At 35.4% G+C, this 25652-nt stretch carries 24 protein-coding genes; 12 read left to right on the top strand and 12 right to left on the bottom strand.

Features of this window, described 5'->3' with window-relative positions; all coding sequences use genetic code 11:
* The first annotated feature begins 81 nt into the window (after positions 1-81).
* Complete coding sequence (glgP, locus tag OK18_RS12085) at positions 82-1746, top strand: alpha-glucan family phosphorylase (protein WP_053328149.1); 1665 nt, start codon at positions 82-84, stop codon at positions 1744-1746.
* 80 nt (positions 1747-1826) lie between these two features.
* Here the strand turns inward: glgP and OK18_RS12080 are convergent, their stop codons facing one another.
* Together OK18_RS12080 and OK18_RS12075 are read right to left on the bottom strand one after the other, a co-directional pair.
* Positions 1827-2015, bottom strand: a complete 189-nt coding sequence (locus tag OK18_RS12080) for a DUF6496 domain-containing protein (RefSeq protein WP_002984739.1) — start codon at positions 2013-2015, stop codon at positions 1827-1829.
* An 11-nt stretch (positions 2016-2026) separates the two neighbouring features.
* Entirely contained in the window at positions 2027-2500 is a 474-nt protein-coding gene (locus OK18_RS12075) for a hypothetical protein (protein ID WP_053328148.1), read from the bottom strand.
* A gap of 122 nt (positions 2501-2622) precedes the next feature.
* Here OK18_RS12075 and OK18_RS12070 point away from each other — a divergent pair, with 122 nt between their 5' ends.
* The gene (locus tag OK18_RS12070) at positions 2623-4752 is read left to right on the top strand and encodes a S9 family peptidase (protein ID WP_053328147.1); all 2130 of its coding nucleotides are present in this window, start codon (positions 2623-2625) and stop codon (positions 4750-4752) included.
* A gap of 76 nt (positions 4753-4828) precedes the next feature.
* Here OK18_RS12070 and OK18_RS20915 read toward each other — a convergent pair whose 3' ends face one another.
* The 6 genes from OK18_RS20915 to OK18_RS12050 all read right to left on the bottom strand — a co-directional run bounded on the left by OK18_RS20915 (position 4829) and on the right by OK18_RS12050 (position 8271).
* Complete coding sequence (locus OK18_RS20915) at positions 4829-5521, bottom strand: GLPGLI family protein (protein ID WP_262486635.1); 693 nt, start codon at positions 5519-5521, stop codon at positions 4829-4831.
* Positions 5493-5654 (bottom strand): hypothetical protein, encoded by a 162-nt coding sequence (locus OK18_RS21240; RefSeq protein WP_156173277.1) that lies wholly within the window; start codon positions 5652-5654, stop codon positions 5493-5495. Before OK18_RS21240 ends, OK18_RS20915 begins: the two co-directional genes overlap by 29 nt.
* 27 nt (positions 5655-5681) lie before the next feature.
* Complete coding sequence (locus tag OK18_RS12060; protein WP_082129184.1) at positions 5682-6512, bottom strand: GLPGLI family protein; 831 nt, start codon at positions 6510-6512, stop codon at positions 5682-5684.
* Between the two features lie 126 nt (positions 6513-6638).
* Positions 6639-6821 (bottom strand): bacteriocin-like protein, encoded by a 183-nt coding sequence (locus tag OK18_RS21995; RefSeq protein WP_431355465.1) that lies wholly within the window; start codon positions 6819-6821, stop codon positions 6639-6641.
* Between the two features lie 368 nt (positions 6822-7189).
* A complete protein-coding gene (locus OK18_RS12055; protein WP_053328144.1) occupies positions 7190-8017 on the bottom strand; it encodes a GLPGLI family protein in 828 nt (275 codons plus the stop codon).
* Between the two features lie 62 nt (positions 8018-8079).
* Positions 8080-8271 (bottom strand): bacteriocin-like protein, encoded by a 192-nt coding sequence (locus tag OK18_RS12050; protein ID WP_053328143.1) that lies wholly within the window; start codon positions 8269-8271, stop codon positions 8080-8082.
* Between the two features lie 286 nt (positions 8272-8557).
* Between OK18_RS12050 and OK18_RS12045 the strand changes: the two genes are divergently transcribed.
* From OK18_RS12045 to recG, 6 genes are all read left to right on the top strand, one after another.
* Positions 8558-10213, top strand: a complete 1656-nt coding sequence (locus OK18_RS12045; protein WP_050022119.1) for a peptide MFS transporter — start codon at positions 8558-8560, stop codon at positions 10211-10213.
* A 132-nt stretch (positions 10214-10345) separates the two neighbouring features.
* Positions 10346-12100, top strand: a complete 1755-nt coding sequence (locus OK18_RS12040) for a peptide MFS transporter (RefSeq protein ID WP_053328142.1) — start codon at positions 10346-10348, stop codon at positions 12098-12100.
* Between the two features lie 61 nt (positions 12101-12161).
* Positions 12162-13151 (top strand): PDDEXK nuclease domain-containing protein, encoded by a 990-nt coding sequence (locus OK18_RS12035; RefSeq protein WP_050022118.1) that lies wholly within the window; start codon positions 12162-12164, stop codon positions 13149-13151.
* A 23-nt stretch (positions 13152-13174) separates the two neighbouring features.
* Positions 13175-14686, top strand: coding sequence for a peptide MFS transporter (locus tag OK18_RS12030; protein ID WP_050022117.1), 1512 nt, complete (start codon positions 13175-13177; stop codon positions 14684-14686).
* A 41-nt stretch (positions 14687-14727) separates the two neighbouring features.
* Complete coding sequence (locus tag OK18_RS12025) at positions 14728-15261, top strand: thioredoxin family protein (RefSeq protein ID WP_050022116.1); 534 nt, start codon at positions 14728-14730, stop codon at positions 15259-15261.
* A 109-nt stretch (positions 15262-15370) separates the two neighbouring features.
* The gene (gene recG, locus OK18_RS12020; RefSeq protein WP_053328141.1) at positions 15371-17455 is read left to right on the top strand and encodes an ATP-dependent DNA helicase RecG; all 2085 of its coding nucleotides are present in this window, start codon (positions 15371-15373) and stop codon (positions 17453-17455) included.
* A gap of 597 nt (positions 17456-18052) precedes the next feature.
* Here the strand turns inward: recG and OK18_RS12015 are convergent.
* The 4 genes from OK18_RS12015 to dapA all read right to left on the bottom strand — a co-directional run bounded on the left by OK18_RS12015 (position 18053) and on the right by dapA (position 20860).
* Entirely contained in the window at positions 18053-18499 is a 447-nt protein-coding gene (locus tag OK18_RS12015) for a response regulator (protein ID WP_053328140.1), read from the bottom strand.
* Between the two features lies 1 nt (position 18500).
* Positions 18501-19073: a helix-turn-helix domain-containing protein gene (locus tag OK18_RS12010; RefSeq protein ID WP_050022113.1), complete on the bottom strand. Its 573-nt coding sequence runs from the start codon at positions 19071-19073 to the stop codon at positions 18501-18503.
* A gap of 293 nt (positions 19074-19366) precedes the next feature.
* A complete protein-coding gene (locus OK18_RS12005; RefSeq protein WP_053328139.1) occupies positions 19367-19870 on the bottom strand; it encodes a GNAT family N-acetyltransferase in 504 nt (167 codons plus the stop codon).
* A gap of 111 nt (positions 19871-19981) precedes the next feature.
* Positions 19982-20860 (bottom strand): 4-hydroxy-tetrahydrodipicolinate synthase, encoded by an 879-nt coding sequence (dapA, locus tag OK18_RS12000; protein ID WP_050022111.1) that lies wholly within the window; start codon positions 20858-20860, stop codon positions 19982-19984.
* 107 nt (positions 20861-20967) lie between these two features.
* Here dapA and OK18_RS11995 point away from each other — a divergent pair, with 107 nt between their 5' ends.
* The 4 genes from OK18_RS11995 to recO are packed head-to-tail and all read left to right on the top strand — an operon-like array spanning position 20968 to position 25610.
* On the top strand, positions 20968-21726 hold the full coding sequence (locus tag OK18_RS11995; RefSeq protein ID WP_053328138.1) for a 5'-nucleotidase C-terminal domain-containing protein: 759 nt from the start codon (positions 20968-20970) through the stop codon (positions 21724-21726).
* A complete protein-coding gene (locus OK18_RS11990) occupies positions 21726-22676 on the top strand; it encodes a bifunctional metallophosphatase/5'-nucleotidase (RefSeq protein WP_053328137.1) in 951 nt (316 codons plus the stop codon). Before OK18_RS11995 ends, OK18_RS11990 begins: the two co-directional genes overlap by 1 nt.
* A 1-nt stretch (position 22677) precedes the next feature.
* Entirely contained in the window at positions 22678-24924 is a 2247-nt protein-coding gene (porZ, locus tag OK18_RS11985; RefSeq protein WP_174441956.1) for a type IX secretion system anionic LPS delivery protein PorZ, read from the top strand.
* Complete coding sequence (gene recO / locus OK18_RS11980; protein WP_053328136.1) at positions 24924-25610, top strand: DNA repair protein RecO; 687 nt, start codon at positions 24924-24926, stop codon at positions 25608-25610. Before porZ ends, recO begins: the two co-directional genes overlap by 1 nt.
* Positions 25611-25652: the final 42 nt, after the last annotated feature.

Here is a 25652-nt window from a genome sequence, read left to right as displayed (position 1 = left end):
AGCATTAATTTATCAAATAATTAATGTAAAGTTTATTTTCATAATTAATACCTTTGCCACTTCTAACACAAACCCGCATTTATGGATTTCAGGAATTTTAAAATACCTTATAATATCAATCCCCAATATTCTAAAAAAACAGTTTATTTTTCAATGGAGTTTGCCCTTGAACAGGTACTGAAAATATACTCGGGCGGGCTTGGTTTTTTGGCCGGTTCTCATATGAGAAGTGCTTATAACCTGAAACAAGATCTTATCGGAATTGGTATTTTGTGGAAGTTCGGTTATTATGACCAGGCAAGAAATCATGATCAAACCCTACAGCCGGTATGGACGAGAAAAATGTACAGCTTTCTGGAGGATACGGGAATCAAATTTCAGATCGAGATCCACAGTGCTCCGGTTTGGGTGAAGGTATGGTACCTTGATCCTGAAATCTTCAATACAGCACCAATGTTTTTCCTTTCTACAGATATTCCGGAAAATGACCATGTCTCAAAAACAATCTGTCACAAGCTGTATGACGCTAATGAATCTACGAAGCTTGCCCAGTATATCTTACTGGGAAAAGGAGGTGCCAAGTTATTGGATGAAATGAACATCGAAAGAGAGGTATACCACCTGAACGAAGCTCATGGACTTCCAGCAGCATTTTATTTATTAAAAAAATACAACGGAAACCTGAATAAAGTAAAAGAGAAACTTGTTTTCACTACCCACACTCCTGAAGAAGCAGGAAACGAAAAACATAACCTGCAGTTATGTTATGATATGTCCTATTTTTCCGGCTATAGTAAAGAAGAGGTTAAAAGTATCGAAGGAGCCGATGACGACCGGTTTAATCATTCCTTGTGTGCTCTGAAAATGGCCAGAATAGCTAATGGTGTTTCTCAGCTCCACGGTGTAGTTTCCCGGGCTATGTGGAATAAATACCCTGGCATCTGTGAAATTAAGTCTATTACCAATGCTCAGGAATTCAAATATTGGGCAGACAAGGCTCTTTACAATGCCAAAGATGAAAATGATAAGACGGTTTTTGATTACCGGAAAAAACATTTGAAGAAAAAACTCTTCAGCATCGTCGCAGACCAAACCGGAAATCTGTTCAATCCGGATATCTTTACTATTGTCTGGGCCAGAAGATTTGCGGGTTATAAGCGTGCTGATCTTCTTTTACATAATAAAGACAGGTTCCACAAACTTCTGAACAACCCTAAATACCCGGTACAAATTATCTGGGCTGGAAAGCCCTACCCTATGGATTATTCTGCTATTTCTACTTTCAATACATTGGTTGAGGAAAGTAAAAACCACAAAAACATGGCCGTACTGACAGGATATGAGCTTTCATTAAGTAAGGCATTGAAGCAGGGTTCAGACCTATGGCTTAACAATCCAAGAGTTCCACGGGAAGCATCAGGAACTTCAGGAATGACCGCTGCAATGAACGGCTCTGTAAATTTATCGACTGATGACGGATGGATTCCTGAATTTGCAAAACATGGTGAAAATTCTTTTGTGGTACCCAAGGCAGATTACCTGAACATGAGCATCTATGAACAGGACAACTACGACCTCAATAAATTATATGAAATTCTTGAAAATGAAATTCTTCCTACTTATTATGACAGGCCTGACCAGTGGAGAAAGATTCAGTACAATGCGATGAATGATGTTAAGGATCAGTTCAATAGCGACAGAATGGCAGATGAATATTATAAAATACTATATAACGAGGCAAAATAAAGGAAAGCTGATTTTGCCGTTTCTTTTGCTTATCTATACTATGGCAATGCCCGGAAGTTTTCCGGGCATTGCTATAAGGATTATTTACTTTTTTTCTTGGATGGCACTTTTAAGCCTTTTTCTCTTGCTTCAGAAATACCAATGGCTACAGCCTGTTTTCTGCTTGTCACTTTCTTTCCGGAAGAAGATTTCAGCTTTCCTTCCTTGAATTCGTGCATTACTTTTCCTACTTTGTCCTGAGCTTTTTCTGAATATTTAGTCTTGCTCATGATTAGATTTTTTAAGGTTTTGGCAGGGATACCCCCAGTTCATAAACTCTGGCATGTTTCAAATACTTTGAACGCTCTCTTGATGTTACCGATTGAAAATGATCATTTTTGATCACAATAATCGGGTCTTCTGCATTTTCGATTTCAAAATTGGCTAAATATCTTTCATCCGGTGGAGACTGTTGCAGTTTCGCTTTTATTTTCTGCAGCTCATCTGCATATTTCCTGAATCCTGGATCAGATGAATGGATAAATTTATACTCATCGCCTGCATACACATAGTAATGAAGTTTTTTTTCTATTAAACCGGCTTCATCCGTGATTTCGGGATTATCATTTCCATCCTTAAATCCTACTTCCACTAATATTCCGCCTTTTTTGTCGGCACATTCCTGTGCATCATTAAAACTGGAAAAGCCTGTATAAACAATCCGGTCATTCAATACGTAGCGGTTCAGTTTCTGGTTGTATGCATTCGTTTCCATAATTATTATTGGGTTTGATTATACTTTAATGATATTCAATTTTTTTGCCAAAAAGCTTATTTGAAAAGCTTTTTTACACATTTTAATAAAATTATTATCTTTGAATTCCATTAAAGTTAAAAATGAAAAAAATACTCTTAACTCTTACTATAGCTGCTGTATTCCAAAATGTATCAGCACAAGAAATCACTTTAGATAAAATATATTCAGGATACTACCGCGGAAAAGGTATTGCAGGAATTTCTTCTATGAAAAACGGTGAAAATTACCTGGTTATTGAGCCGACAGGAATTGCAAAGTATTCCTATAAAACATCTCAGAAAGAAGGAAATATTGTTGATGGAAAATTTGAGAGCTATATTTTTTCCGATGACGAATCTAAAATTCTATTGCAAATAGAAAGTCAGCCTATTTACAGACATTCTTTTCTGGGGAAATTTGAGGTCAGAGATTTAAAGTCCGGCAAAACAATCAGTTTAAATAACGGAAAAGCAGTTCAGGAGCCTACTTTTTCACCTGATGCTACAAAAGTAGCTTTCATTTCTGATAACAACCTGTTCTACCAGGACCTTACTTCAGGGAAAATCACCCAGATTACAACGGATGGTAAGAAAAACTCTATTCTGAACGGTTTGGCAGACTGGGTATATGAAGAAGAGTTCGGACATGCCAGACAATATGAATGGTCTAAAAATTCTGACGCTATCGTATTTGTAAAGTCTGACGAAAGCCAGGTTCCGGAAATTTACATTCCCATCTACGGAAAAAACCTCTACCCGGCTGAAATGCGTTACAAATACCCTAAGGCGGGAGAAAAAAATTCTATTGTTTCTGCACAGTTGTATCGTCTTGACAACGGAAAGACTATGCAGTTGAATTTAGGATCTTTTAAAAACTATTATATTCCTAATGTTTTCCAGACTGCAAAACCGGATGAAATTGTTTTGATTACTTCTGAAAGAATTCAGAATGCTTCGGACGTTTTAAAAGTAAACACCAAAACAGGAGCGGTTCAGAAATTATTTACTGAAACGGATGACAAATGGATTGATACAGACAGTCCTATTTTAGAATTCCTGGAAGATGATTCTTTCCTTTGGGGATCAGAAAGAGATGGAAACCGTCACCTGTATTGGTATGATAAAGATGGAAAGCTTAAAAAACAAGTTACTAAAGGAAACTGGGAAGTAACAGACTATTATGGATTCAATCCAAAATCAAAAGAAATTTATATTCAGACTACTGAGAAAGGCAGTATCAACAAGGTTATTTCTAAGGTAAACATTGAAAACGGAAAATCCCGGCTGATTTCTAATTCGGAAGGTAATAATTCTGCTAATTTCAGTAAAAACTACAATTATTTCATTGAAACATCTTCTACGGCTTCCAGACCTCACACTTATGTTTTAAAAGACGGAAACGGTAAAACGGTAAAAGAGCTTCAAAACAACAATGAACAATTACAGAAATTAAAAGCGGATAACTTTGTTGAAAAGGAATTCATCACTATTCCAAATGCAGTAGGCGACCAGATGAATGCCTGGATCATGAAACCTAAAAATTTTGATCCGAATAAAAAGTATCCTTTATTTATGTTCCAATATTCCGGACCGGGATCTCAACAGGTTGCCAACTCATGGGATAACGGAAATGCGATGTGGTTTAACCACCTTGTACAAAAAGGATATATCGTCGCTTGTGTAGATGGACGCGGAACCGGCTACAAAGGAGCCAAGTATAAAAAGGTAACCTACATGAACTTAGGCAAATATGAGATTGAAGACCAGATTACAGCAGCAAAATGGTTCGGAAACCAATCTTATATTGACAAAAACAGAATCGGAATGTTCGGATGGAGCTTTGGGGGCTATATGACCAGCTTAGCAATGACCAAAGGGGCTGATGTTTTCAAAATGGGAATTGCCGTAGCACCGGTAACCAACTGGAGATATTACGATTCTGTATACACGGAAAGATTTATGAGAACGCCTCAGGAAAATCCTGACGGATACGATAAAAATTCTCCTACGGAATATGCTAATTTATTGAAAGGTAAGTTTCTTCTGATTCATGGGACCGCTGATGACAATGTACATTTCCAGAATTCTATGGAATTTTCTGAAGCTTTGATTCAGAACAAAAAGCAGTTTGATTTCATGGCTTATCCGGACAAAAATCATGGAATCTACGGTGGACAGACAAGACCACAGCTATACCAGAAAATGACAGATTTTATCCTGAATAATTTATAACATTACAATTAAAACTACTATAAAAAGTCCCTTTCAGGCTTCCTGAAAGGGATCTTTTATAAACATTCATATCTAACTAAGGGTATTTCACCGCTTTATCCAGCTCAATAGGATTATTAAAAGATTTTAGTTTTTTTCTTTCATTGGCTTCGGCCGGCTTTAATTGCTCTTTGGATAGCACCGTTCCGTCATCCAAAAGCAGTTTCTTTCCTTCCGGTATTGTCAATGCCCCATTGAATGCATATTTAAAAGGGTTGGAATAGAGATCTAGCCTTAGCCTATTTAAATCTTTCTGCGTAACGGGTATTGCTCTGGGGATATAATTATTTAATGAATGACGTTTATAATCATCCGGGATCTTTTCACTTTTAATCACATTAAAATAGTAATCCTTTCTGGTATCATACAGTTCCATAATCAATCCCGGCAAGCCGTTAAACTTATAAGGCCCGTAAGGCATTGGAATATCTTTTGTAAACCATGCAATCCAGTTTCGTCCTCCGAATTGTGTAGTGGCTTTTTGAAGCCGGAAATTATTTGAGACTTTTATACTGTCTGTAATATTCCACTGTTGCTTCGCTTCTTCGGATATTTTATAAAAGTTTACATCGCCGATATATTCATAGTTTTGATAGATATTGCTATTATTCTTTTTGATAAGAAAGGAAGTCAGCCTATTACCTTTAAACCCATGTTGTCCAGTGACAACAAACGTTGAATCACTAATATAATTCAGCCTGTTATAATAGGCTATATCCTCTTTTGTGATATCCAGATAATAATTTTCCCTGGTAATATCTTTCGAGGTTGAATCTTTTCTTGTATTTCACCTCATAAATGAACCTGTTGTTCTGGGAAAAAATCATTACAGTTCCCAATAATATAAATAATATGTTTTTCATCGTTGGTTTTTAAAAGACAATATAAACTTATTTTAACAAATCAAGTTCAATGATATTATTATCTTTTTTAACCCTCTCTTTTCTGAGGCTTTCTATCAATTTCATATGTTCCTGCCTTTTTTCTTCTGATTCATAATATACATCTCCGCTCAAAACCCTCTGTCTGAATTCCTTAGCTGGATCTTTACGATACTCTTTATAAAACGTGACAAAATCTTTGAAAGTAAAACTTCGTATTTTCTTTTTTTCATCAATGATAACCGGAACAGATTTATCTTCTATTTTTTTCATTCCTTGAAGTTGAAAGCCGTGAGAGTTTGATAAATCCTTAATTTCGATAATTAATCCTGGTAAGCCTTTAAATTTATATGGTCCATCATTAAACGGAATCTCTTCAGTAAACCAGGCTATCCATTTTCTTCCGGCAAAATCTAATTCAGCCTTTTGACATTCATAGTTCCCAATAGTTCTTTTTTCAGGAAGAAGAACCCAATGTAACGATCTATCGTCAGAAATAATAAATCTATAGGAAGTCGAAAATTCATCTGTTATTAAATTGGTTTTAAAATCCGGATACTTTTTTACAATAATATACCTGGTATTAATATTTTCATCTGGCATTGTCATAATCCCTTTTTTAGCATCTTCTGCCATAACCGAGTCCGAAATCATTTTTCTCTGACTAATAAAAACAGATTTATCCTTATCAATCTCTAAAACCATATTTTCATTGATAATATTATTTTTATTAAGAGTGTCAGGAATAGACATATAACTATATACAAAGCGATACTTTTGGCCGGAAACAAATGAAATAGTACAAAAAACAAAAATTAAAATATAATTACAACTATACATATATTAATTTTAGTGATAAGAGGTTGTCTCAAAAGTCAAGCAATTTGACCTTGCCATTCGGGCGAAGAAATTACTGTCATCCAACCATTTGAAGTTTGAAATGATATTTTGAGACAACCTCATTTTTTAGCAAGCTACAGGATAAGATCCACTACTACATCTAGGTCTGGATCTTATATAGACACATTCACTACAGGCATCACTGTTATTAGAACAGCATTTATAATATCCTCCTTCACTATCATCTCCTACGAAACCGCCCTCAATAATTTTTAACTCATTTCTCGAAATTTTTTTTAAATTCTTCATAATGTTTTTTTTAAATGATTTTATGTCACTATTGACACCTTCGAAACTAGAAAACAAATGTCACATAAAAGAGAAATACATGTGTATATTTCGTGTAATTTGCTTGTACAACAATTATAAAAATTGTATGAATGCTTTGAAAATACGCTTAGAAGGGAAATCTTATATCAGAACTGAAATTTAAATCCATTCCATTAATGTTTAGGGCTACCGCCTGTTTTATGGAATGTTTGTTTTTTGTATGCAATTTGAGCTTACCTATAAGGCTAGATCGGTGAGATCAAACTTTTTGATTACATTATCATTACAAAAGGTATAAGTTACAGGCGTGTTGTATATAAATAGTATGGTTGAATAGAAAAAACATTTTATTTCAACAAATCAATTTCAATAATATTATTGTCTTTTTTAATTCTTTCTTTTGCCAATGCTTCAACTTCTCTTACTATTTCGGCCCCTGTCCTGAAGTTTCCTGAAGTATCGGTCTGGTCAGGCAATTTTCCTTGCATATAAAGTTGTCTAATTTCTATCCCAGGATCATTTCTGTATTGTAAATAATATTTTTGAAAACTTGTTAAGTCAATTTTTTTTTCTTCCATTTCTTTATTACGGAATGGGTATATATAATCATTGCGTAAATTGGAAATCCCTACAAGTTTAAAGATATGACTGCGTGTTAAATCTTCAATTTTAACAATAAGTCCTGGGAGTCCGTGGAATTTATAGGGACCATCTTGAAGAGGAATATCCTGTGTAAACCAAGCTATCCATTTTCTTCCACCAAAACTACAACTTGCTTTTTGTATGGTGTAAGTTAAAAAAGTTTGTTTTTCTTCAAAAATATTCCATTTTATATCCCTATTGTCTTCAACTTTGATTTTACCTAGGCCGTAGTCATTAGTTTTAAAAAAAACTATTCCATTATTTTTCTCTATCGTATAAAATATATTTAAATCCATCGGAGGCATTACCATTTTCCCCACATTAGCAGGAGAAATAATGGTTGAATCTGAAATATATTTTCTTTGGCTGGTAAATCTTGAAATACCATTTGTTATATCTAAAAGCATAAGCTCTTTTACCATTTTGTCTTTAGCTGTAGAATCAGGTATAAAATCATATTGATATATAAATCTCTTATTTTGTGCAGATATTACCTGAACTAATAATATAAAAGTTAAAAATATATTCTTCATATCATTAATAAATAAAACACAGCTGATGTAAATATCAGCTGCATTCAGTTCTCATATCTCGTTTATCCATTTATTAATACCAGCTTTGCTCCTTCTACGCAACTAACAGTTTGTCCCGGTGCAGCAGTAATTGTTTCACTACAATTACCAGGTTGATTATTCCAACAACATTTATAACGACATCCGTCATCTTTTATGAAACCTCCTTCAATAGTTTTCAAATCATTTTTCAAAAGTTTTTTTAAATTCTTCATAATGTTTTTTTTATATCATTTGCGTCATTATTGACAACTTTGAAGATATAAAATGAATATCTCCTGTAAGAGAAATACATATGAATTCTTTTTGCAATTATCTGTAAAATTTGTACAACAGATGTTATCCTTTTTAGTCTCATATAATTTTCTGTAAGATCATTTGGATAAGAAAGTGAATTTTAATCCGGATTTATATTTATTTCATTAATCATCCGGGCTTGTATTATTTATTTTATCAATTGAAATTAAAAACTTATTTTTGAGGAATTTGAAATTTGAATATATGAAGACTAAACATCCTAAAGGGCTGCCCTATCTCTTTTTTACAGAAATGTGGGAGCGTTTCGGGTACTACCTGATTCTTGGAATCTTTGTTCTGTATGTAATTGAGCCGACCGGTATGAAAGGAGGGCTTGGACTTCCGGACAAAACTGCTGATGACATTTTCGGAACTTATATTGCACTGACTTACCTTACTCCGTTTATCGGAGGTTTCCTGGCTGACAGGGTTTTAGGATATATCAAATCTATTTATCTCGGTGGCTTTCTAATGGCTGCAGGATACATTGGAATGGGAGTTTTCAAAGATTTGCCTTTATTTTATACTTCCCTGGCCCTGATCATCATCGGAAATGGTTTCTTTAAACCTACCATATCTACCCTTTTGGGAAATCTTTATTCTGAAGAACCTTATAAAGCCAATAAAGATTCGGGATACAATATTTTTTATATGGGAATCAATATCGGAGCATTCATCTGTAACATTATTGCGGCATTTATGCGTAATAAATTTGGTTGGGGGGAAGCCTTCATTACTGCCGGGGTCGGAATGCTGATTGGTATGGTTATTTTCACAATCGGTAGAAAGCACTACATCCATGCTGCACAAATGAAACCTGTACAGGAAGGTGATACGAAGCTTTCTGAAATTCTAATTAAAGTATTTGTTCCTGCCATCATCGCCGGCGCGATTGGTTGGTTTATCCCGGGCAATATCTTTGGAAGTGACAGTACGGACGCTTTCATCTTTGCCTGTGTTCCTGTTATTTACTTTTATGCTTCATTATACTTTAAAGCTAAGCCTGAGGAAAAATCATCAATCGGAGCCCTGCTTTCTGTATTTTTGATCAGTATGTTTTTCTGGGCGGTTTTCAAACAAAACGGTACTGCCCTGACAAGATGGGCTAACTATTATACGGACAGAAGTGTTCCTGCTGCTCTGGAAAAACCATTGGAAGGGATTTATATGGTAGACGGTAAAAGCTTTGAAGATAAAGAAGTTCCTGTATATGATAACCAATTCAGGTCTCAAAAAGATGACAACGGAGATACTAAAAAGGAAATAGGGAAAGATGTTTATTTTAAAAATATCTCACCTGAGCAGCGTGCTGCTTTAGAGAAAAATCCTGAAAATAAAGTGTATCTGTATAATACGGAATTGTTCCAGTCTATTAATCCATTCTGGGTAATTGCTTTAACTCCTGTTATTGTAGGCTTCTGGGCATTATTAAGAAGAAGGGGAAAAGAACCTCTAACTCCCACCAAAATCGTTTTGGGATTGTTTATTTCAGGTTTATCCTGTTTAGTGATGGTTCTAGCGGTAATCGCCGGAGATAACGGAGCAGTAAAAGTTTCTCCGTTGTGGCTGGTAGCCAGCTATGGAGTGATCACGATCGGAGAACTATGTCTTTCTCCCATGGGATTATCTTTTGTTTCAAAGCTTTCACCTGCAAGAATTACGGCATTGATGATGGGAGGATTCTTTCTGGCCAATTCTGTGGGGAATAAACTTTCAGGAATCCTGGCAAGTACATGGTATAACTATGAAAATAAAACGAATTATTTCCTTGTAAATTTCGCTTTGTTAATATTTGCTACCCTTTTAGGACTTTCCATGTTAAAAAGATTAAATAAAATCATGAAGGAAAAAGGACATTAATCCTTAATATTATAAAGAATAGCAAGCTGCGGAATAGTTCCGCAGCTTTTTTATTTAAAAATAAAATTAAAAACTTGCCAAAAACCCAAAATAAACTATATTTGTCAGTCTTAACAAAAATTAACAATAGAAATGGATAATATTGAAGCATTGAGTCCGAAGCCGGATGAATTTGTAGAGAATAAGAATTCCAGACATCCGAAAGGGTTATGGGTTCTTTTCGGAACAGAAATGTGGGAGCGTTTCAACTTTTATGGAATGAGAGCACTTTTAACGCTCTTTATGGTAAATTCCTTATTGATAAAAGAAGCTGATGCAGCGATCATCTATGGTGGATTTCTCGCTTTATGTTATTTAACACCTCTTTTAGGAGGATTTATTGCTGATAAATATATCGGAAACAGATATGCTATCATCATTGGTGGATCATTAATGGCTATCGGTCAGTTTTTACTGTTCATCAGTGCCTCCACTTTCTCTGCGGATATTGGAAGTGCAAAACTTATCATGTGGCTGGCCCTGTTTATTATTATCTTCGGTAATGGATTCTTCAAACCGAATATTTCATCAATGGTGGGAAGTCTTTATCCTAAGCAGGAAAAATCAAAACTTGATTCTGCCTTCACCATTTTCTATATGGGGATCAACATTGGCGCGTTCCTCGGGCAGTTTATCTGTCCGTATCTGGGAGATGTAAAAGATGCTACAACCGGGGTAAGAGACATTTTTGCCTTCAAATGGGGATTCCTTGCAGCTTCTATTGCTATGATAATCGGAACTGTAACTTTCTTTATCCTTAAAAACAAATACGTAGTAACTCCTGAAGGAAGGCCTATCGGTGGGTTACCAAAAAATAATACAACCGCAGATTTTGAAGAAGGAGAATCTCAAACAGCAAAGTTCTCAAGCCAGTTTTTAGCGATTACGGGAGTTATATTTATTGCTCTTTTCTTTGCTTTCAGATATTTGCTTGTAGGAGAATTCGGGTTCAATTCAGTGGAAATGGGACAGCTGATTAAGGGAATCATTTATCCTTTCATCTATGCGGCAGGTATCGCATTAGCCTTCCTGATCATGACTTCTGCTGAAAATAAAGTTGAAAGACAAAGGATCTGGGTAATTTATATTGTATCATTCTTTATTATTTTCTTCTGGGCAGCTTTCGAACAGGCTGGTTCTTCACTAACGTTCATTGCAGACAACCAAACAGACAGAAACATTTTAGGATGGAATATGCCTCCTTCAATGGTTCAGATCTTTAACGGAATCTTTGTAGTTATTTTAGCGGTTCCGTTCAGTTTAATCTGGGATAAATTGAGAGCAAAAGGGAAAGAGCCGGTATCTCCGTTCAAACAGGCTATGGGGCTTGCTCTGATCGCGCTTTCTTATTTTATCATTGCACACAATGTAAAAGATCTTGGCAATTCAGGATTATTGGCTATCAAATGGCTGATGTTATTATACTTTATCCAAACCTGTGGTGAGCTTTGCCTGTCTCCGATCGGTTTATCGTTAGTAGGAAAACTGGCTCCAAAAAGATTCGCTTCTTTATTATATGGCGTTTTCTTCATTTCCAATGCAGCAGGATATGCATTGGCCGGTTCATTAGGAGCCCTTATCCCTGCAACAGGGGATAAATTCAAAAAAGCCCAGGAAATCGGAGTAAACCTTCAGGATGTTCTGGACAAAAAAGTGACCCTGACAGCAGATCAGATTGCGGCATTTGAAAAAGCCCAGCTACCATTACACAATCCTACCTTTGCAGGATTTGAAATCCACAATTTATTTGAGTTTTTCATGGTATTTGTAGTACTTTGTGGTATTGCAGCTGTAATTTTAGGTCTGATTTCACCGATCTTAAAGAAAATGATGCACGGTGTAAACTAATTGTATCAACAAAATAGAATAAAACCTCTGCTAAGTCGGAGGTTTTTTTTATTTTCGTACGATGGAAATTTCCGAAGATTCTTTATTCCAGTCCGTAAAGGAAATTATTAGGCAATCGCGCGAAAAAGTTTTTCGAATAGCGAATTCTACCTTACTGCTTACCTATTGGCAAATCGGAAAACTGATTGTGGAAGATGAACAACAAGGAAAAGAACGTGCTGAATATGGAAAATACACGTTAAAAAATCTTTCCCAAAAACTCACATTAGAATTTGGAAAGGGGTTTGATTACACCAATCTTTCCAATATGCGGAAGTTTTATATTGCTTTTCCAATTGTTGACACATTGTCTCAACAATTGAGCTGGTCTCATTACAGGCTTCTTTCAAGCCAGGATGATAAACACAAAAGAAACTATTATCTCAATGAGGCCGTACAAAACAACTGGAATGTAAGGGATTTAAAAAGACAAATCAATTCGCTCGCCTATGAAAGAGTTTTAGAACATAAAAAATCTTCAGCTGAAAATATCCAGAGCGTTCTGAAAGATCCTTATATTTTTGAATTTCTTGGTTTAAAAGCCGATGAACAATTTTCCGAAAAAGAGATTGAAACGGCAATCATAGATCACATTCAGAAATTTCTGCTGGAATTTGGGAAAGGGTTTGCATTTGTAGCAAGGCAGCAGCATATTTCCACCGATACTTCGGACTTTTATATTGATCTGGTATTTTACAATTATATCTTAAAATGCTTTGTTATCATTGATCTTAAGACAGGAGAACTTTCTCATCAGGATATTGGCCAGATCGATATGTATGTAAGAATGTATGATGATCTGAAGCGTGGTGAAGGAGATAATCCTACCATTGGAATTTTACTGTGTTCGGAAAAGGATGAAACTATTGTAAAATATTCCGTCCTGAATGATAAAAATAATTTATTTGCCAGCAAATACCTGCTGTACCTCCCAAAAGAAGAAGAACTCAAACAAATCATAGACCAGGACAGAATCCGTTTTGAACTGGATCAGGACAATAAAAACCCTTAATTAAAACTTAATCATATAGCGTTATGAGCTTAACTTTAGATGAAATACAAAATTTCAAAGGAAAATACCCCAGACAAATCTGGAGTCTGTTTTTCTCTGAAATGTGGGAACGTTTCTGTTTCTACGGAATGCGTGGAATGCTGGTTTTCTTTATGATCTCACAGCTCAATTTCCACGAAAAAGAAGCCAACCTTCAGTATGGAGCCACTCAGGCTTTTGTATATGCCTTTACCTTTATCGGAGGGCTTTTTGCCGATAAAATTTTAGGATTCAGAAAATCTCTTTTTTGGGGCGGACTTCTGATGATCGTAGGAAGTTTGATTCTGGCAACTGATCCTCATCAATTCTTCTTCTTGGGAATTGCATTTACGGTAGTGGGAACAGGTTTTTTTAAACCTAATATTTCATCAATGGTAGGTCAGCTTTATAAACCTAATGATTCAAGAGCTGATGCAGGTTTTTCATTGTTTTATGCAGGAATTAATCTTGGGGCCTTATTAGGCGGATACCTTTGTATTGCTATCGGGAAAGGAGAGTTTCTGGGTAATATTATTGCGGAAGAAATGAGGTGGCATATTGCTTTCGGACTGGCTGCCATTGTAATGGTTGTAAGTCTGATCAACTTTGTTTTTACTCAGAGAAGGCTGGGAACTATTGGTTTACAGCCCGGACATCCTTTAGCAGAAACGAAATCTGCTCCTATTCCTAAATGGAAAGAGTATGGAGTATATATTTTATCATTGGTTTTCGTTCCTATCATTATGACTATGGTTGCGAAAACAGAATATACAGATTATTTTATGTGGACAATAGGTCCTTTAACATTAATCTATTTGTTCTATGAAATGTCTAAAGTAACAGCTTCAGAACGTAAAAAGCTTTGGGCAGCACTTGTCTTCATTATATTCTCAATCATTTTCTGGGGAATTTATGAACAAAGCGGTGGTTCATTAAGTATTTTTGCAGCAAAAAACCTGAATAAGGACTTATTCGGATTGGATCCTAACGGTGTCAATAATTCGGGAGGGGCGTTCTTCATTATTTTCCTTGCCCCTGTTATCGGGTTGCTTTGGATATGGCTGAACAAAAGAAAAATTGAACCCAATACCATTATTAAATTCGGATTAGGATTTATTTTCCTGGGATTAGGATATTATGTTTTATTTGCTACACGATTTTTTGCCAACCTTCAGGGAGTCACTTCACTGAATTTCTTTACACTGGCATTATTGATCATTACTCTCGGAGAACTTTGCCTCTCTCCTATCGGGCTTTCTATTATGACCAAACTTTCTACCAAAAACCTTCAGGGAATGATGATGGGAATGTGGTTTCTGGCATCAGCTTATGGACAATATGTGGCAGGGATTATCGGTGCCAGTCTTGCTACTGCCAAAGAAGGTTCCACTAACTATGATGAATTGATCACTTATACTGATGGATATAAACAATTGGGATTGTATGCGATCATTGCCGGAGTGGTATTAATTTTGATATCTCCGTACGTGAAAAAATTAATGCAAGATGTAAAATAAAAAATAAGTAATTATGCTTATTTTTACATAAATATCAAATTATGAAGAAAATTTTAAGCATATTATTGTTACTTATATTAAATTTTAATTTTGCCCAGGTAAAGTGGATGACGATTGAAGATGCTCTGAAAGCTCAAAAAGAAAATCCCAAAAAGATCCTTATTGATTTCTATGCTGACTGGTGTGGCCCATGTAAGATCATGGATAAAAAAACATATGGACACCCTGTCATTGCTCAGAATTTAAATGAAAATTATTATCCTGTAAAATTTAATGCAGAAGAAAAAAACAGCATTCAAATATTTGGAAGAACCTTTTCCAATCCTAATACAGAGCAGAAAAGGGGAAGAAATTCTTTACACGAATTTACACAATATATGAATGTAGGGGCTGTTCCAAGTACGGTATTTCTGGATGAGCATGGTGATCCCATTACTATTTTGCAGGGAGAATTATCTGCTAAAGAACTTGAGCCTTATCTGGAACTGATCTCAAAAGATTTATTTAAAAAAATCCGCAGCAGGGAACAATGGGAAGACTACCAGAAAAAATTCAAATCCAAAATCAAAGATTAGATACAAAGCTTTCAATTCTGAAAGCTTTTTTTATTCCATTTCTGATATTTTCTGGTGTTAAAAATTTCAAATTCCAGCTATTTTACCGAAATTAGGGCTCGTTTTTCGAATGACTTTAGACACCTCTATAGAATACGTAAAAGGAATAGGTCCTGACAGAGCCAAACTTATCAAAAGTATATTGGGGCTTAGTACCGTGGAAGATCTTCTGAACTTCTACCCTATCCGCTATCTGGATAAAAGCAAGGTTTACACTGTATCCCAGCTTGAAGAAAGCAATCTGGATGTTCAGCTGAAAGGAAAAATCACTCAGGTACAGGAAATTCAAACAGGAAAAACCAAAAGGCTATCAGCCAGGTTTAATGACCATACCGGCAGTATGGACCTTGTATGGTTTCAATATTCAAAATGGCTGAAAGAGCAAATCCCAGTTAATCGTGAAGTATATATTTTTGGAAAGGTTAATGTCTTTAACCGGCAGTTTTCCATGCCCCATCCGGAAATAGAGGCTGAGGAAAGCAAAGAAAATGACACCCGTCTGAGGCCTATTTACCCTGGTTCTGAAAAGCTTTCCAAAAGGGGCTTGGGGCAGAAATTCTTCCAGAATATTTTAAGAAATGTCTGCAAAGAAATTCCCAGCCTTATTGAAGAAAATTTTCCGGAATACCTGATGAAAACTTTCAAATTCATGTCGAGGCAGCATGCTTTTCTGAATGTACATTTTCCTAAAGATATGGCACATTTCGACAAAGCAGATTATCGGCTGAAATTTGAAGAATCTTTCTTTTTCCAGTTGGGTTATGGCTTAAAAAAGCTTCATCACAAGACACAGTCTTACGGAAATCCATTCCCTGTCATAGGGGATTACTTTAATACCTTTTATGAAAACCATCTTCCTTTTGAGCTTACCAGTGCCCAGAAAAGAGTTTTAAAAGAGATTCGCCAGGATATGAAAAGGCCCATTCAAATGAACAGGCTTTTACAGGGTGATGTGGGCTCAGGAAAAACAATGGTAGCTTTGCTTACCATGCTTATTTCCATGGACAATGGATTTCAGAGTTGTATGATGGCTCCTACGGAAATTCTTGCGCAGCAGCATTACAATGGCATTAAAGAATTACTACAGGAAACCGGAATAAATGTCCGGCTTTTGACCGGCTCTACCAGGAGTTCGGAAAGAAAAATCATTCATGAAGAACTTGAAAGTGGCAGCCTTTCTATTCTTGTAGGAACTCATGCTGTTCTGGAGGACAAAGTTAAGTTCAAAAATCTTGGGCTGGCTATTATTGATGAACAGCACAGGTTTGGTGTTGCCCAGCGTGCCAAACTTTGGGCAAAAAACAAAATTCCTCCTCATATCCTGGTTATGACAGCAACGCCTATTCCAAGAACATTGGCGATGAGTTTTTATTCAGATCTTGATGTTTCGGTCATTGATGAAATGCCGGTGGGAAGAAAACCTATCATCACCGCCCACAGACGGGAAAAAGACAGGCTGTATGTTTATAATTTCTGTAAGGATGAAATCAAAAAAGGAAGACAGGTTTATTTTGTATATCCTCTTATTGAAGAATCTGAAACATTGGATTATAAAAATCTTGCAGAAGGCCTGGAACATGTCATGGATTTTTTTTCAGATTATAATGTAACAATGCTGCATGGAAAAATGAAACCTGATGAAAAAGATGCGGCTATGGCATATTTTGCTTCAGGTAAAGCTGAAATCATGGTAGCAACTACGGTAATTGAGGTAGGAGTGAATGTTCCTAACGCTTCCGTAATGGTCATTGAAAGTGCTGAGCGGTTTGGCCTTTCCCAGCTACATCAGCTTAGGGGCCGTGTAGGAAGAGGAGCCGAACAAAGCTACTGTATCCTGATGACTTCAGATAAATTATCTAAGGAAAGCAGAACCCGTGTCAAAACCATGACAGAAACTAATGATGGATTTAAAATTTCGGAGGTGGATATGCAGCTTCGTGGGCCGGGAGATATTTTAGGTACCCAGCAAAGTGGTGTGGTAGATTTTAAGAGATTAGATCTTGTAAATGATTCGGCTATCATTAAAACTACAAAAAATACCGTTGAAAGAATTTTAGAAGCAGACCCCTTGCTGGCCAGACCGGATAATCTGATTATTAAAAATTATTACCTCAAATACTATAAGGGAAAAAGCAAATGGAGTAAGATTTCATAAAAAAACCGCAGAAATATTTTCCTACGGTCCCCTTATAAAACTGTTATTTAGAAGAAATTACTTGCGCTTGCTTTAAAAATTCATTTTAATAGTCAGGCTTAATATTTTGTGATGTGGTGTGAAAATATTTATTTACTATTTGAATATTTTAAGCCCTAACTATTAAAATAAATTATAAAAAAACAAAATGAATTATTTTTCCAACTTGCTTATTATAAAAACTAACTGTGTTCATGTTGGAGACGAGGGAATGAAACGAATAAAAATGTCACCAACTACGTTCAAGTTTTCATGATTGTACCGTTTTATTTAAAGATCTTCTATGCTTTCTAGTTGGAAATTAATATAATTCATTTTGTTAATAACATTGTGATTATATAATTAGTTATTGTTGAAACAATTACTTTTCATTCATCCGCATTTCTATTATATGGCAAATTTGTGTTGCAATGTTTACATTTACAAAAGTCTGAATATTAATTGATATTTTTTTTATATTATTTTAACATTTAGTTATAAAATTTTCACATTATAGTGAATATTATGCGTAAAATATTAACTTTTTAAAAAAAATGTAATATTAAAATTTACTGTTTATCAGAGCTTTAAAATAAAATTCTCTTTATTTAAGCCCGAAGTATGATACTGCCAATTAATGGCAATAACTTCTGCCAGGATCTTTTTGAACCCTTCATAGGTATCAGGCTTCCTCATGCAAATGTTGGCTCCTTTTACAAAAATATCTTCAATTTCTGTTTCCGAAATTTGATCACCATATATAGCTGTTACCATATTGTTAAATTTCAGATCCGATTTGATTTCCTCAATGCATTCCATACTATCTTTCCCGGGAAAATCATATTTGATAAATACGATTTCAGGAATGAAGGCATCCGCATTGTGCAAATACTTCATTAAATCTTTTCCGTTATTAAAGCATTGGACCTTTGTCGAAATTTTAAGCTCTTTGAATATATTCTTAAAAAAAGTTAAAGTGTTTTCATCGTCATCTGCTACTATTACGTTCAGAAACTCTTTATTCATATTATATGTTAGAATTAGTGGCCATATTCTGAGCTTTCCTTCTTTTGCCCACAATCTTTTGGAAATGGGATGGGGTAATGCCGGTTGTATTTTTAAACTGGGTACTTAAGTGGGCAACACTTGAGTAATTCAGTTTATGGGCAATTTCCGTCAGGCTTTGCTTATTTCTTATAATCAGAACCTTTGCATGTTCTATTTTTTGGAGAATAATAAAATTCTCTATGGAAGTAAAAGCAACTTCTGAAAACAGATTGGAGAGATAACCATAGCTGTGATTCAATTTTTCAGAAATATAAATAGATGCTTTTACAGGAATAATTTCATCAGAAAAAACAAGTTCTACAATGGTATCCTTTATTTTCTGTACCAAGGCGGTCTTCTGGCTTTCTATAATCTCAATGCCGTAATCTCCAAGATTTTTCTTAAAAAGATTATGTTGTTCCTGTGTGAGTGGTTCATAGAACTCAACTTCACCAAAGTTCAGCACACGATATTTCAGCCCATGCTCTTTAAGTCTTTCATCCAATATCTTCTTACAGAGGGTATTGAAATCAAATTTTACATACATTTTCATCCTAATATAAGTAAACCAATTTTTTAGTAAATATAATGATTTATTTCAATTGAATGTGAAATAGCGTATATTTTTTTATAAAATGATAATAATACAAAAAACTCCTGCATTCAAGAATACAGGAATTTAAACACTAAGGATGAAAAAAATATACTGATAAAAAGCTGAAACAGCTCAAAACCAAGCATATGAATGTATTATTATAAGTGATTTGGTTCTGAAGCAAAGATGAATGAAAAAAAGAAATCACTTGTTATAGAATTACATGATAAATTTACAAAATTTAAAGTCAATTAGTTGTGAATTAGGAATTCCATCAGGTAATCATCCATTACAAAACCATTCCCGATATCAAAAACTCCTTCGTCATAAACCCTGTATCCTTGGGACTCATAGAACTTTCTGGCGGAATTATGTTTATTCACATTTAGAATAATTCTTTTATTCCCGCTTTCGCTTACCTTCCGGTTCAAAAACAAAAGAGCCTCTTTCCCCAATCCTTTTCCTTTGCTTTCAGGAACTAAATAAATACGGTGCAGTTTGGTAGTCTTTTCTTCATAGTTATGCTGATATCCTATAAAACCCTCATAGGAATCCTTATCTTCATCCCGAATCAGATAATAATGATAATCGGGACTTCTGAGATGGGCGGTAATTTCAGTATCCGAATACATTCCGGAAAGCATATATTCCATTTGCTCTTCTGAAAGTATTTCTGCATAAGCACTTTTCCAGGATCTCCTTGCCAGATCCTGAATAAGGGGGATATCCTTTTCCGTTGCTTTAATTAATTTCATAGTTTTCTTATTATGATTAAAAAAAGTGAAAAACTTGAGTTTTCCACTTTTGGTTTATAGGTTATGATCATCAATTTTACTTAAAGTAAAAGATCTTATTCCAGATCATGATTATCCTTTAATTTTTGTCATTTCATCTTTAATCTTTGCTGAAAGTCCTTCTGAAGCAGCTACCAAAGGCAGTCTTAAATAATTTTTAATAATTCCTTTTTCAGCAAGTACTACTTTAATCCCACAAGGGTTCCCCTCAGCAAATATCAGGCGAGTGATTTCAACCAACTTGTTGTGGATTTCATAAGCTTCTTTCACCTTACCTTCAAAAGCCAGTTGTACCATAGTAGAAAACTCTTTTGGGTATCCTTGTCCGATAACAGAAATGACTCCGTTTCCTCCAGCTAGGGTAACCGGCAGTGTATATTCATCATCTCCTGAAACAAGAGAGAAATGTTCCGGTTTCTTTCTTAAAATATCAAAGTACTGAAGGATATTAGGTGCAGCCTCTTTAATCATAAATAAATTTGGAAATTCTTTTGCAAGGCGAAGAGTTGTATCTGCTTCAACATTCTGTCCGGTTCTTGAAGGAACATTATAGATAATAATATTTTTGCCTGTGGAAGCCAGCGCCTTATAATGCTGATAAAGACCTTCCTGATTAGGTTTATTATAGTATGGAGATACAGAAAGTACGGCTTCAAACGCAGACAGATCTGCCTCTTCTATCTGTTTCTTTACTTCAAGAGTATTGTTACCGCCAATTCCTAATACTAAAGGAAGACGTTTATTATTTACCTTAATGATATGCTCAATTACCTGTTTCTTTTCCTCATCAGAAAGCGTTGCGGCTTCTGCCGTCGTTCCTAATACTACCAAATAATTGGTTCCGTTCCCGATATTATATTCAACAAGTTTGGTCAAACTGTCGAAATCAACGGATAAATCTTCATTAAAGGGCGTCACCAGGGCAACACCTACTCCTTTTAAAATGCTCATCTGTTCGAATTATTTTTTTCAAATTTAATGATTTACGCTAAGAATTTATAATAAATAATAATGTTTTATTATACATATGGTTATATTTGCATATACTAAAAGATATTATGAAAAATAAATTCTTGTTACTAGGAATTGCTCTGGCATCACTTACTGCCTGCAAAACGGCGTCTACGCTGCGTATTGCAAACGTAACGGCCCAGAAAAACATTTCTATTAATAATGAGCTAAAGAATGATGAGGAGTTTGTAAAAATCATTGAACCATATAAGCAAAGACTGGACAGAGAAATGAATCAGAAAATTTCTCACACCAATGCAGATCTTACAAAACAGGGGGATAATAGCAATTTAGGCAATCTTTTAGCAGACTACACATGGGAAGGAGGAGATCAATGGACTAAAGCAAATCTTAAACAGAATGTAGATGCTGCCCTCATCAACATCGGAGGAATCCGTACTACAATTGGGAAGGGCGACATTATGCTGAAAAATGTATTTGAAGTCATGCCTTTCGAAAATGAACTGATCATTGTGAAAATGAAAGGAGCAGATCTGTCCGGACTTTTTGAATACTATGCAAAAACACAGGTAAATAACCCAGTCTCTCACTTATACATTGAAACCAATAACGGGCAATTAGTTAAATCATTAATTAATGGAAAAGCAGTAGATCCGGAGAGAGACTATTATATTGCCACTTCAGACTATCTTGCGTTGGGAGGTGACAATATGAAATTTTTTGCAAAAGGAGAATCAATAGCTACAGGAGTTAAACTTAGGGATTTATATATTGAATGTTTCAAAAAGAATCCGGAAGTAATTCCTGCTACGGATATTCGTTTAAATTTTATTGGTAAGAAGTAATGGATAGAAAAAGTTTTTTAAAGGCAATAGGCGGTGGATCTTTGGCAATGGCTTTAGCTCCAGGCATGATGATGGCAGAAGAATTAAAAATTCCTGATTTAAAAACCACCCGTAAACTGACTATTCTTCATACCAATGACCAGCATAGCAGAATAGAACCTTTTGATGCAAGCTATGTAAAAAATCCTAACCAGGGAGGTTTTGCAAGAAGAGCCAGTCTGATCCAGCAAATCAGAAGCCAGGAAAGCAATGTACTGCTTCTTGATTCCGGTGATATTTTCCAGGGAACCCCATATTTTAATTTTTTTGGCGGAGAGCTTGAATTTAAGCTCATGTCTATGATGAAGTATGATGCTTCCACTATGGGAAATCATGACTTTGATAATGGCTTAGATGGCTTTCTGAAAGTTCTTCCGAACGCCAGATTCCCGTTTATCTGCTCCAACTATGATTTTAAAAATACTGTTCTGGATGGGAAGACCTCTCCGTACAAGATTTTTGATAAAAACGGAATCAAAGTAGGAATATTTGGAGTCGGAATTCAGCTGGATGGTCTTGTGGGTAAAAAACAATACGGCGAAACCGTTTATTCTAGTCCGATTGATGTTGCTCAACATTATTCCAACTTCCTGAAAAATGATCAAAAATGTGACCTGGTGATATGTCTTTCCCATATTGGTTACGATTATAAGGATGAACCGGATAAAATAAGCGATAAAATTCTGGCAGCCAGTACTGAAAATATTGATATTATCTTAGGCGGCCATACCCACACTTTCTTGCCAGAACCCCAAACATTTACCAACAGGCAGGGTAAAAACGTCCTGGTGAACCAGGTAGGATGGGCAGGACTTCTTTTAGGAAGAATAGATTTTTATTTTGACTCCAACAAAAACATACAGCATATTTCCTGGAACAACCAGACAATAGACAGCAGCATAACAGTATAATATGAAAAAACTTTCTCTAATTTCTCTTGGTATTTTAGCATCTTTGCAGTTTACAGAAGCACAGGTCATTTCATCAAAAAAATGGGCGGATCTTTTCTCCTACAACAATGTCTTAGCAATGAAAGAAGACAATGGAAAAATAATAGCCGCCACAGAAAACGGAATATTCTATTATACGATATCAACAGGAGAAATTACAAAGTTATCTAAAGCAAACGGGCTGCATAACATTGGGATAACAGCCTTTGATTATAATCCACAGACCCAGACAGGACTTATTGGCTATGAAAATGGTTCTATGGATGTAATCACACCCCAAGAAATAAAATATATCGTTGATATTCCTATTGCTACTGGTTATAATGGTTCCAAGAAAATCAATCACATTTCCATAACAGGAGATCAGGCTGTCATTTCTGTAGGCTATGGGGTATCCATATTTAATTTAAAGAAGAAAGAATTCGGAGATTCTTCCTTTTTCATTACCGGTGGTGTGTATGCAGCAAGCAACGAAGCCACAATATTTGGAAATAAAGTATATTCAGTAACAGATACCGGCCTGAAAAGCCATGAATTGAACACCACTTTCCCTGTATATTCCACTTGGACAACCGAAGTTCCCGGAGTATTCAAGCATATTGATTCGGAATCTGAGTTGGTATTTTCGTCTGATACAGCTGCATTTATGTACAATAATGGTACTCCGACTCCACTGCCTGTCAATTTTGGAAATATCCGTGATGTGGTAGTGACCGCTAATAATATTGTGGTAACCGACAACCGGATATACACATTTGGAAACAATGGAGTTTCATTAGGAGCAGTAAGTCTTGGTGAAGACTGTAATACAGCAATAATGACAGGCGGAAAAGTATTGGGAGGAACTATCCTTTCAGGGATAAAAGATGAAAGCAACCATACTTATAAGCCTTCGGGTCCTTATTTTAATTATGCATACAAAATCAATTTGTATGATGATAACCAAATGCTTGTATCTAGCGGGGCAAGGATTGCCAATTATAACTTTCCAATCAATAATCCCAAAAGACCAGGTTTTTATTATTTTAATGGTACAGAATGGATTTACCCCTCCTACTTCAATAATAATGCCTACCGAATAAATGTTCTGGATGCTATTAAAAATCCTCTTGATAATAATGAAGTATTCTTTTCAAATTATACCATTACTGATCAGGGAGTTTATAAAATGAAATATAATGCATCAAATAAGGATTTTGAGATGGTGAAGTATTATAATTTAGGGAGCATTCCATCTTACCGGCGTCCTGTAGGTTTTGCCACCGATCCTCAGAATAATATTTTCATCTCTTTCGGTTTTAATGACGGAAGCCCTTCAATAGGAATTTATGACAAAGCTGCAGATGATTTTATTATCAAAAAGATTGTGCTTGCCAGTGATGCCATCCAAACCACCTTCTTTTATAAGGATATGCTATGGACCCCTTTACCTAAGTCTAATAATTTCTGGGTATATGATTATAAAAATGCAACTAACCTCTCCGATGATACCGATATTCTATTAACAGAGTCGAACGGGCTTACAACGGGGACTTTATCAGTAGCTATCGACAAATCCGGGGACGCCTGGATTGGGACCTACAGCGGAATCAAAGTATTATCAAACGCAGCCACAGAAATAAAAGCTCCGGATCCTAAACTGGAGCCCATTGTTATTGAGCAAAACGGTATTGGCGAAGAACTTTTCAGGAATTCCCAGATTCTTAAAATAGAAGTGGATGAAGGAAACCATAAATGGATTTCCGTAGAAGACGGAGGCGTATATTACATGTCTCCTGATGCGCAACAAACTATAAAACACTTTACAAAGGAAAATTCACCGCTTCCTACCAATAGTGTTACCGATATCAAAATAGATAAGAAAACAGGTAAAGTATATTTCGTAACATATAGCGGAATTGTAACCTACCAGGGAGATGTTGCAGATGTTACCTCCAATTTCGGCAATGTTGTGGTTTATCCAAATCCTGTGGTATACTCCAATTTTAAAGGAAAAGTTACCATTAAAGGTCTAGCGGAAAAAACAAATATCAGGATTGTAGATGCAGCAGGAAATGTAGTTCATTCGGCAGTAGCGAGAGGAGGATATTATGAATGGGACCTTAATAATCAAAAAGGGATCAGGGTTGCCTCGGGGATTTACTTTGTTTTGATGACTAATGAAGATGGTTCTGATAAAGCGACAGCCAAAATAGGAGTAGTCAATTAATGAATTCACAAAACGGTTTTTTACTTTCGTTTATCAAATATGGGGAAAATGATGCTGTTCTGCATTGTTTTACAGAAGAGGAAGGCTTTCAGACTTACTTTCTGAAAGGGATTTATTCCAAAAAAAATAAAAAGAAAGCTTTTTTGCAGCCGTTAAACAAATTAAATTTCTTTATAAATCCGGTAAAAAGCGGGGGCTTATGCTCCGTTTCAAAATTTGAACTGATAAAGAACAATGATGTTTATACTGATATAAAGGCCAATACGGTTATCTTTTTCATTTCAGATTTTTTGAATCAGGTTCTTAAGTATGAAAATAAAAACCTTAGTATTTTTTTCAGTATTGAAAGGTTCATTGAAGAATTAATGGGTAAAAATTATCAGTCCCACCTACTTTTTTTACTTAGTTTATTAAAAATTCAGGGAGTGGCCCCATTAGTTGGTGAAGGGAAATTCCTGGATCCGGAAACCGGGACTTTCTCTGCAGGAATGACTCACCAGCTTTTCAACGAAGAGATTTCCTTAATTTGGAAACAAGCTCTCAGTACCGATAATATGTATACTATTAAAATACATTCTGCCGCACGAAAAGATTTCTTAGACAGCTTGTTAGTGTATTATCATTATCACATAACTGATTTTAAAGTGCCGGCTTCACTTGAAGTGATCCAGCAGATTTTTGAATAGTAAGAAGGGTGATAAGCAAGAATTGGATTGTTGAATCCTTTT

Source organism: Chryseobacterium gallinarum, from assembly GCF_001021975.1.
Taxonomy (GTDB): Bacteria; Bacteroidota; Bacteroidia; order Flavobacteriales; family Weeksellaceae; genus Chryseobacterium; species Chryseobacterium gallinarum.
This window is presented reverse-complemented; position numbering and strand designations above follow the sequence as displayed.

Coding starts and splice junctions, on each gene's coding strand:
- OK18_RS12030 (WP_050022117.1), top strand. CDS start 13,175: ATGAGCTTAACTTTAGATGAAATACAAAATTTCAAAGGAAAATACCCC.
- porZ (WP_174441956.1), top strand. CDS start 22,678: ATGAAAAAACTTTCTCTAATTTCTCTTGGTATTTTAGCATCTTTGCAG.
- OK18_RS12070 (WP_053328147.1), top strand. CDS start 2,623: ATGAAAAAAATACTCTTAACTCTTACTATAGCTGCTGTATTCCAAAAT.
- OK18_RS12005 (WP_053328139.1), bottom strand. CDS start 19,870: ATGAAATTAATTAAAGCAACGGAAAAGGATATCCCCCTTATTCAGGAT.
- OK18_RS21240 (WP_156173277.1), bottom strand. CDS start 5,654: ATGAAAAACATATTATTTATATTATTGGGAACTGTAATGATTTTTTCC.
- recO (WP_053328136.1), top strand. CDS start 24,924: ATGAATTCACAAAACGGTTTTTTACTTTCGTTTATCAAATATGGGGAA.
- OK18_RS21995 (WP_431355465.1), bottom strand. CDS start 6,821: ATGAAGAATTTAAAAAAAATTTCGAGAAATGAGTTAAAAATTATTGAG.
- OK18_RS12035 (WP_050022118.1), top strand. CDS start 12,162: ATGGAAATTTCCGAAGATTCTTTATTCCAGTCCGTAAAGGAAATTATT.
- OK18_RS12080 (WP_002984739.1), bottom strand. CDS start 2,015: ATGAGCAAGACTAAATATTCAGAAAAAGCTCAGGACAAAGTAGGAAAA.
- OK18_RS12055 (WP_053328144.1), bottom strand. CDS start 8,017: ATGAAGAATATATTTTTAACTTTTATATTATTAGTTCAGGTAATATCT.
- recG (WP_053328141.1), top strand. CDS start 15,371: ATGACTTTAGACACCTCTATAGAATACGTAAAAGGAATAGGTCCTGAC.
- OK18_RS12025 (WP_050022116.1), top strand. CDS start 14,728: ATGAAGAAAATTTTAAGCATATTATTGTTACTTATATTAAATTTTAAT.
- dapA (WP_050022111.1), bottom strand. CDS start 20,860: ATGAGCATTTTAAAAGGAGTAGGTGTTGCCCTGGTGACGCCCTTTAAT.
- OK18_RS12075 (WP_053328148.1), bottom strand. CDS start 2,500: ATGGAAACGAATGCATACAACCAGAAACTGAACCGCTACGTATTGAAT.
- OK18_RS12015 (WP_053328140.1), bottom strand. CDS start 18,499: ATGAATAAAGAGTTTCTGAACGTAATAGTAGCAGATGACGATGAAAAC.
- OK18_RS12010 (WP_050022113.1), bottom strand. CDS start 19,073: ATGAAAATGTATGTAAAATTTGATTTCAATACCCTCTGTAAGAAGATA.
- glgP (WP_053328149.1), top strand. CDS start 82: ATGGATTTCAGGAATTTTAAAATACCTTATAATATCAATCCCCAATAT.
- OK18_RS11990 (WP_053328137.1), top strand. CDS start 21,726: ATGGATAGAAAAAGTTTTTTAAAGGCAATAGGCGGTGGATCTTTGGCA.
- OK18_RS12050 (WP_053328143.1), bottom strand. CDS start 8,271: ATGAAGAATTTAAAAAAACTTTTGAAAAATGATTTGAAAACTATTGAA.
- OK18_RS12045 (WP_050022119.1), top strand. CDS start 8,558: ATGAAGACTAAACATCCTAAAGGGCTGCCCTATCTCTTTTTTACAGAA.
- OK18_RS11995 (WP_053328138.1), top strand. CDS start 20,968: ATGAAAAATAAATTCTTGTTACTAGGAATTGCTCTGGCATCACTTACT.
- OK18_RS12040 (WP_053328142.1), top strand. CDS start 10,346: ATGGATAATATTGAAGCATTGAGTCCGAAGCCGGATGAATTTGTAGAG.
- OK18_RS12060 (WP_082129184.1), bottom strand. CDS start 6,512: ATGTATAGTTGTAATTATATTTTAATTTTTGTTTTTTGTACTATTTCA.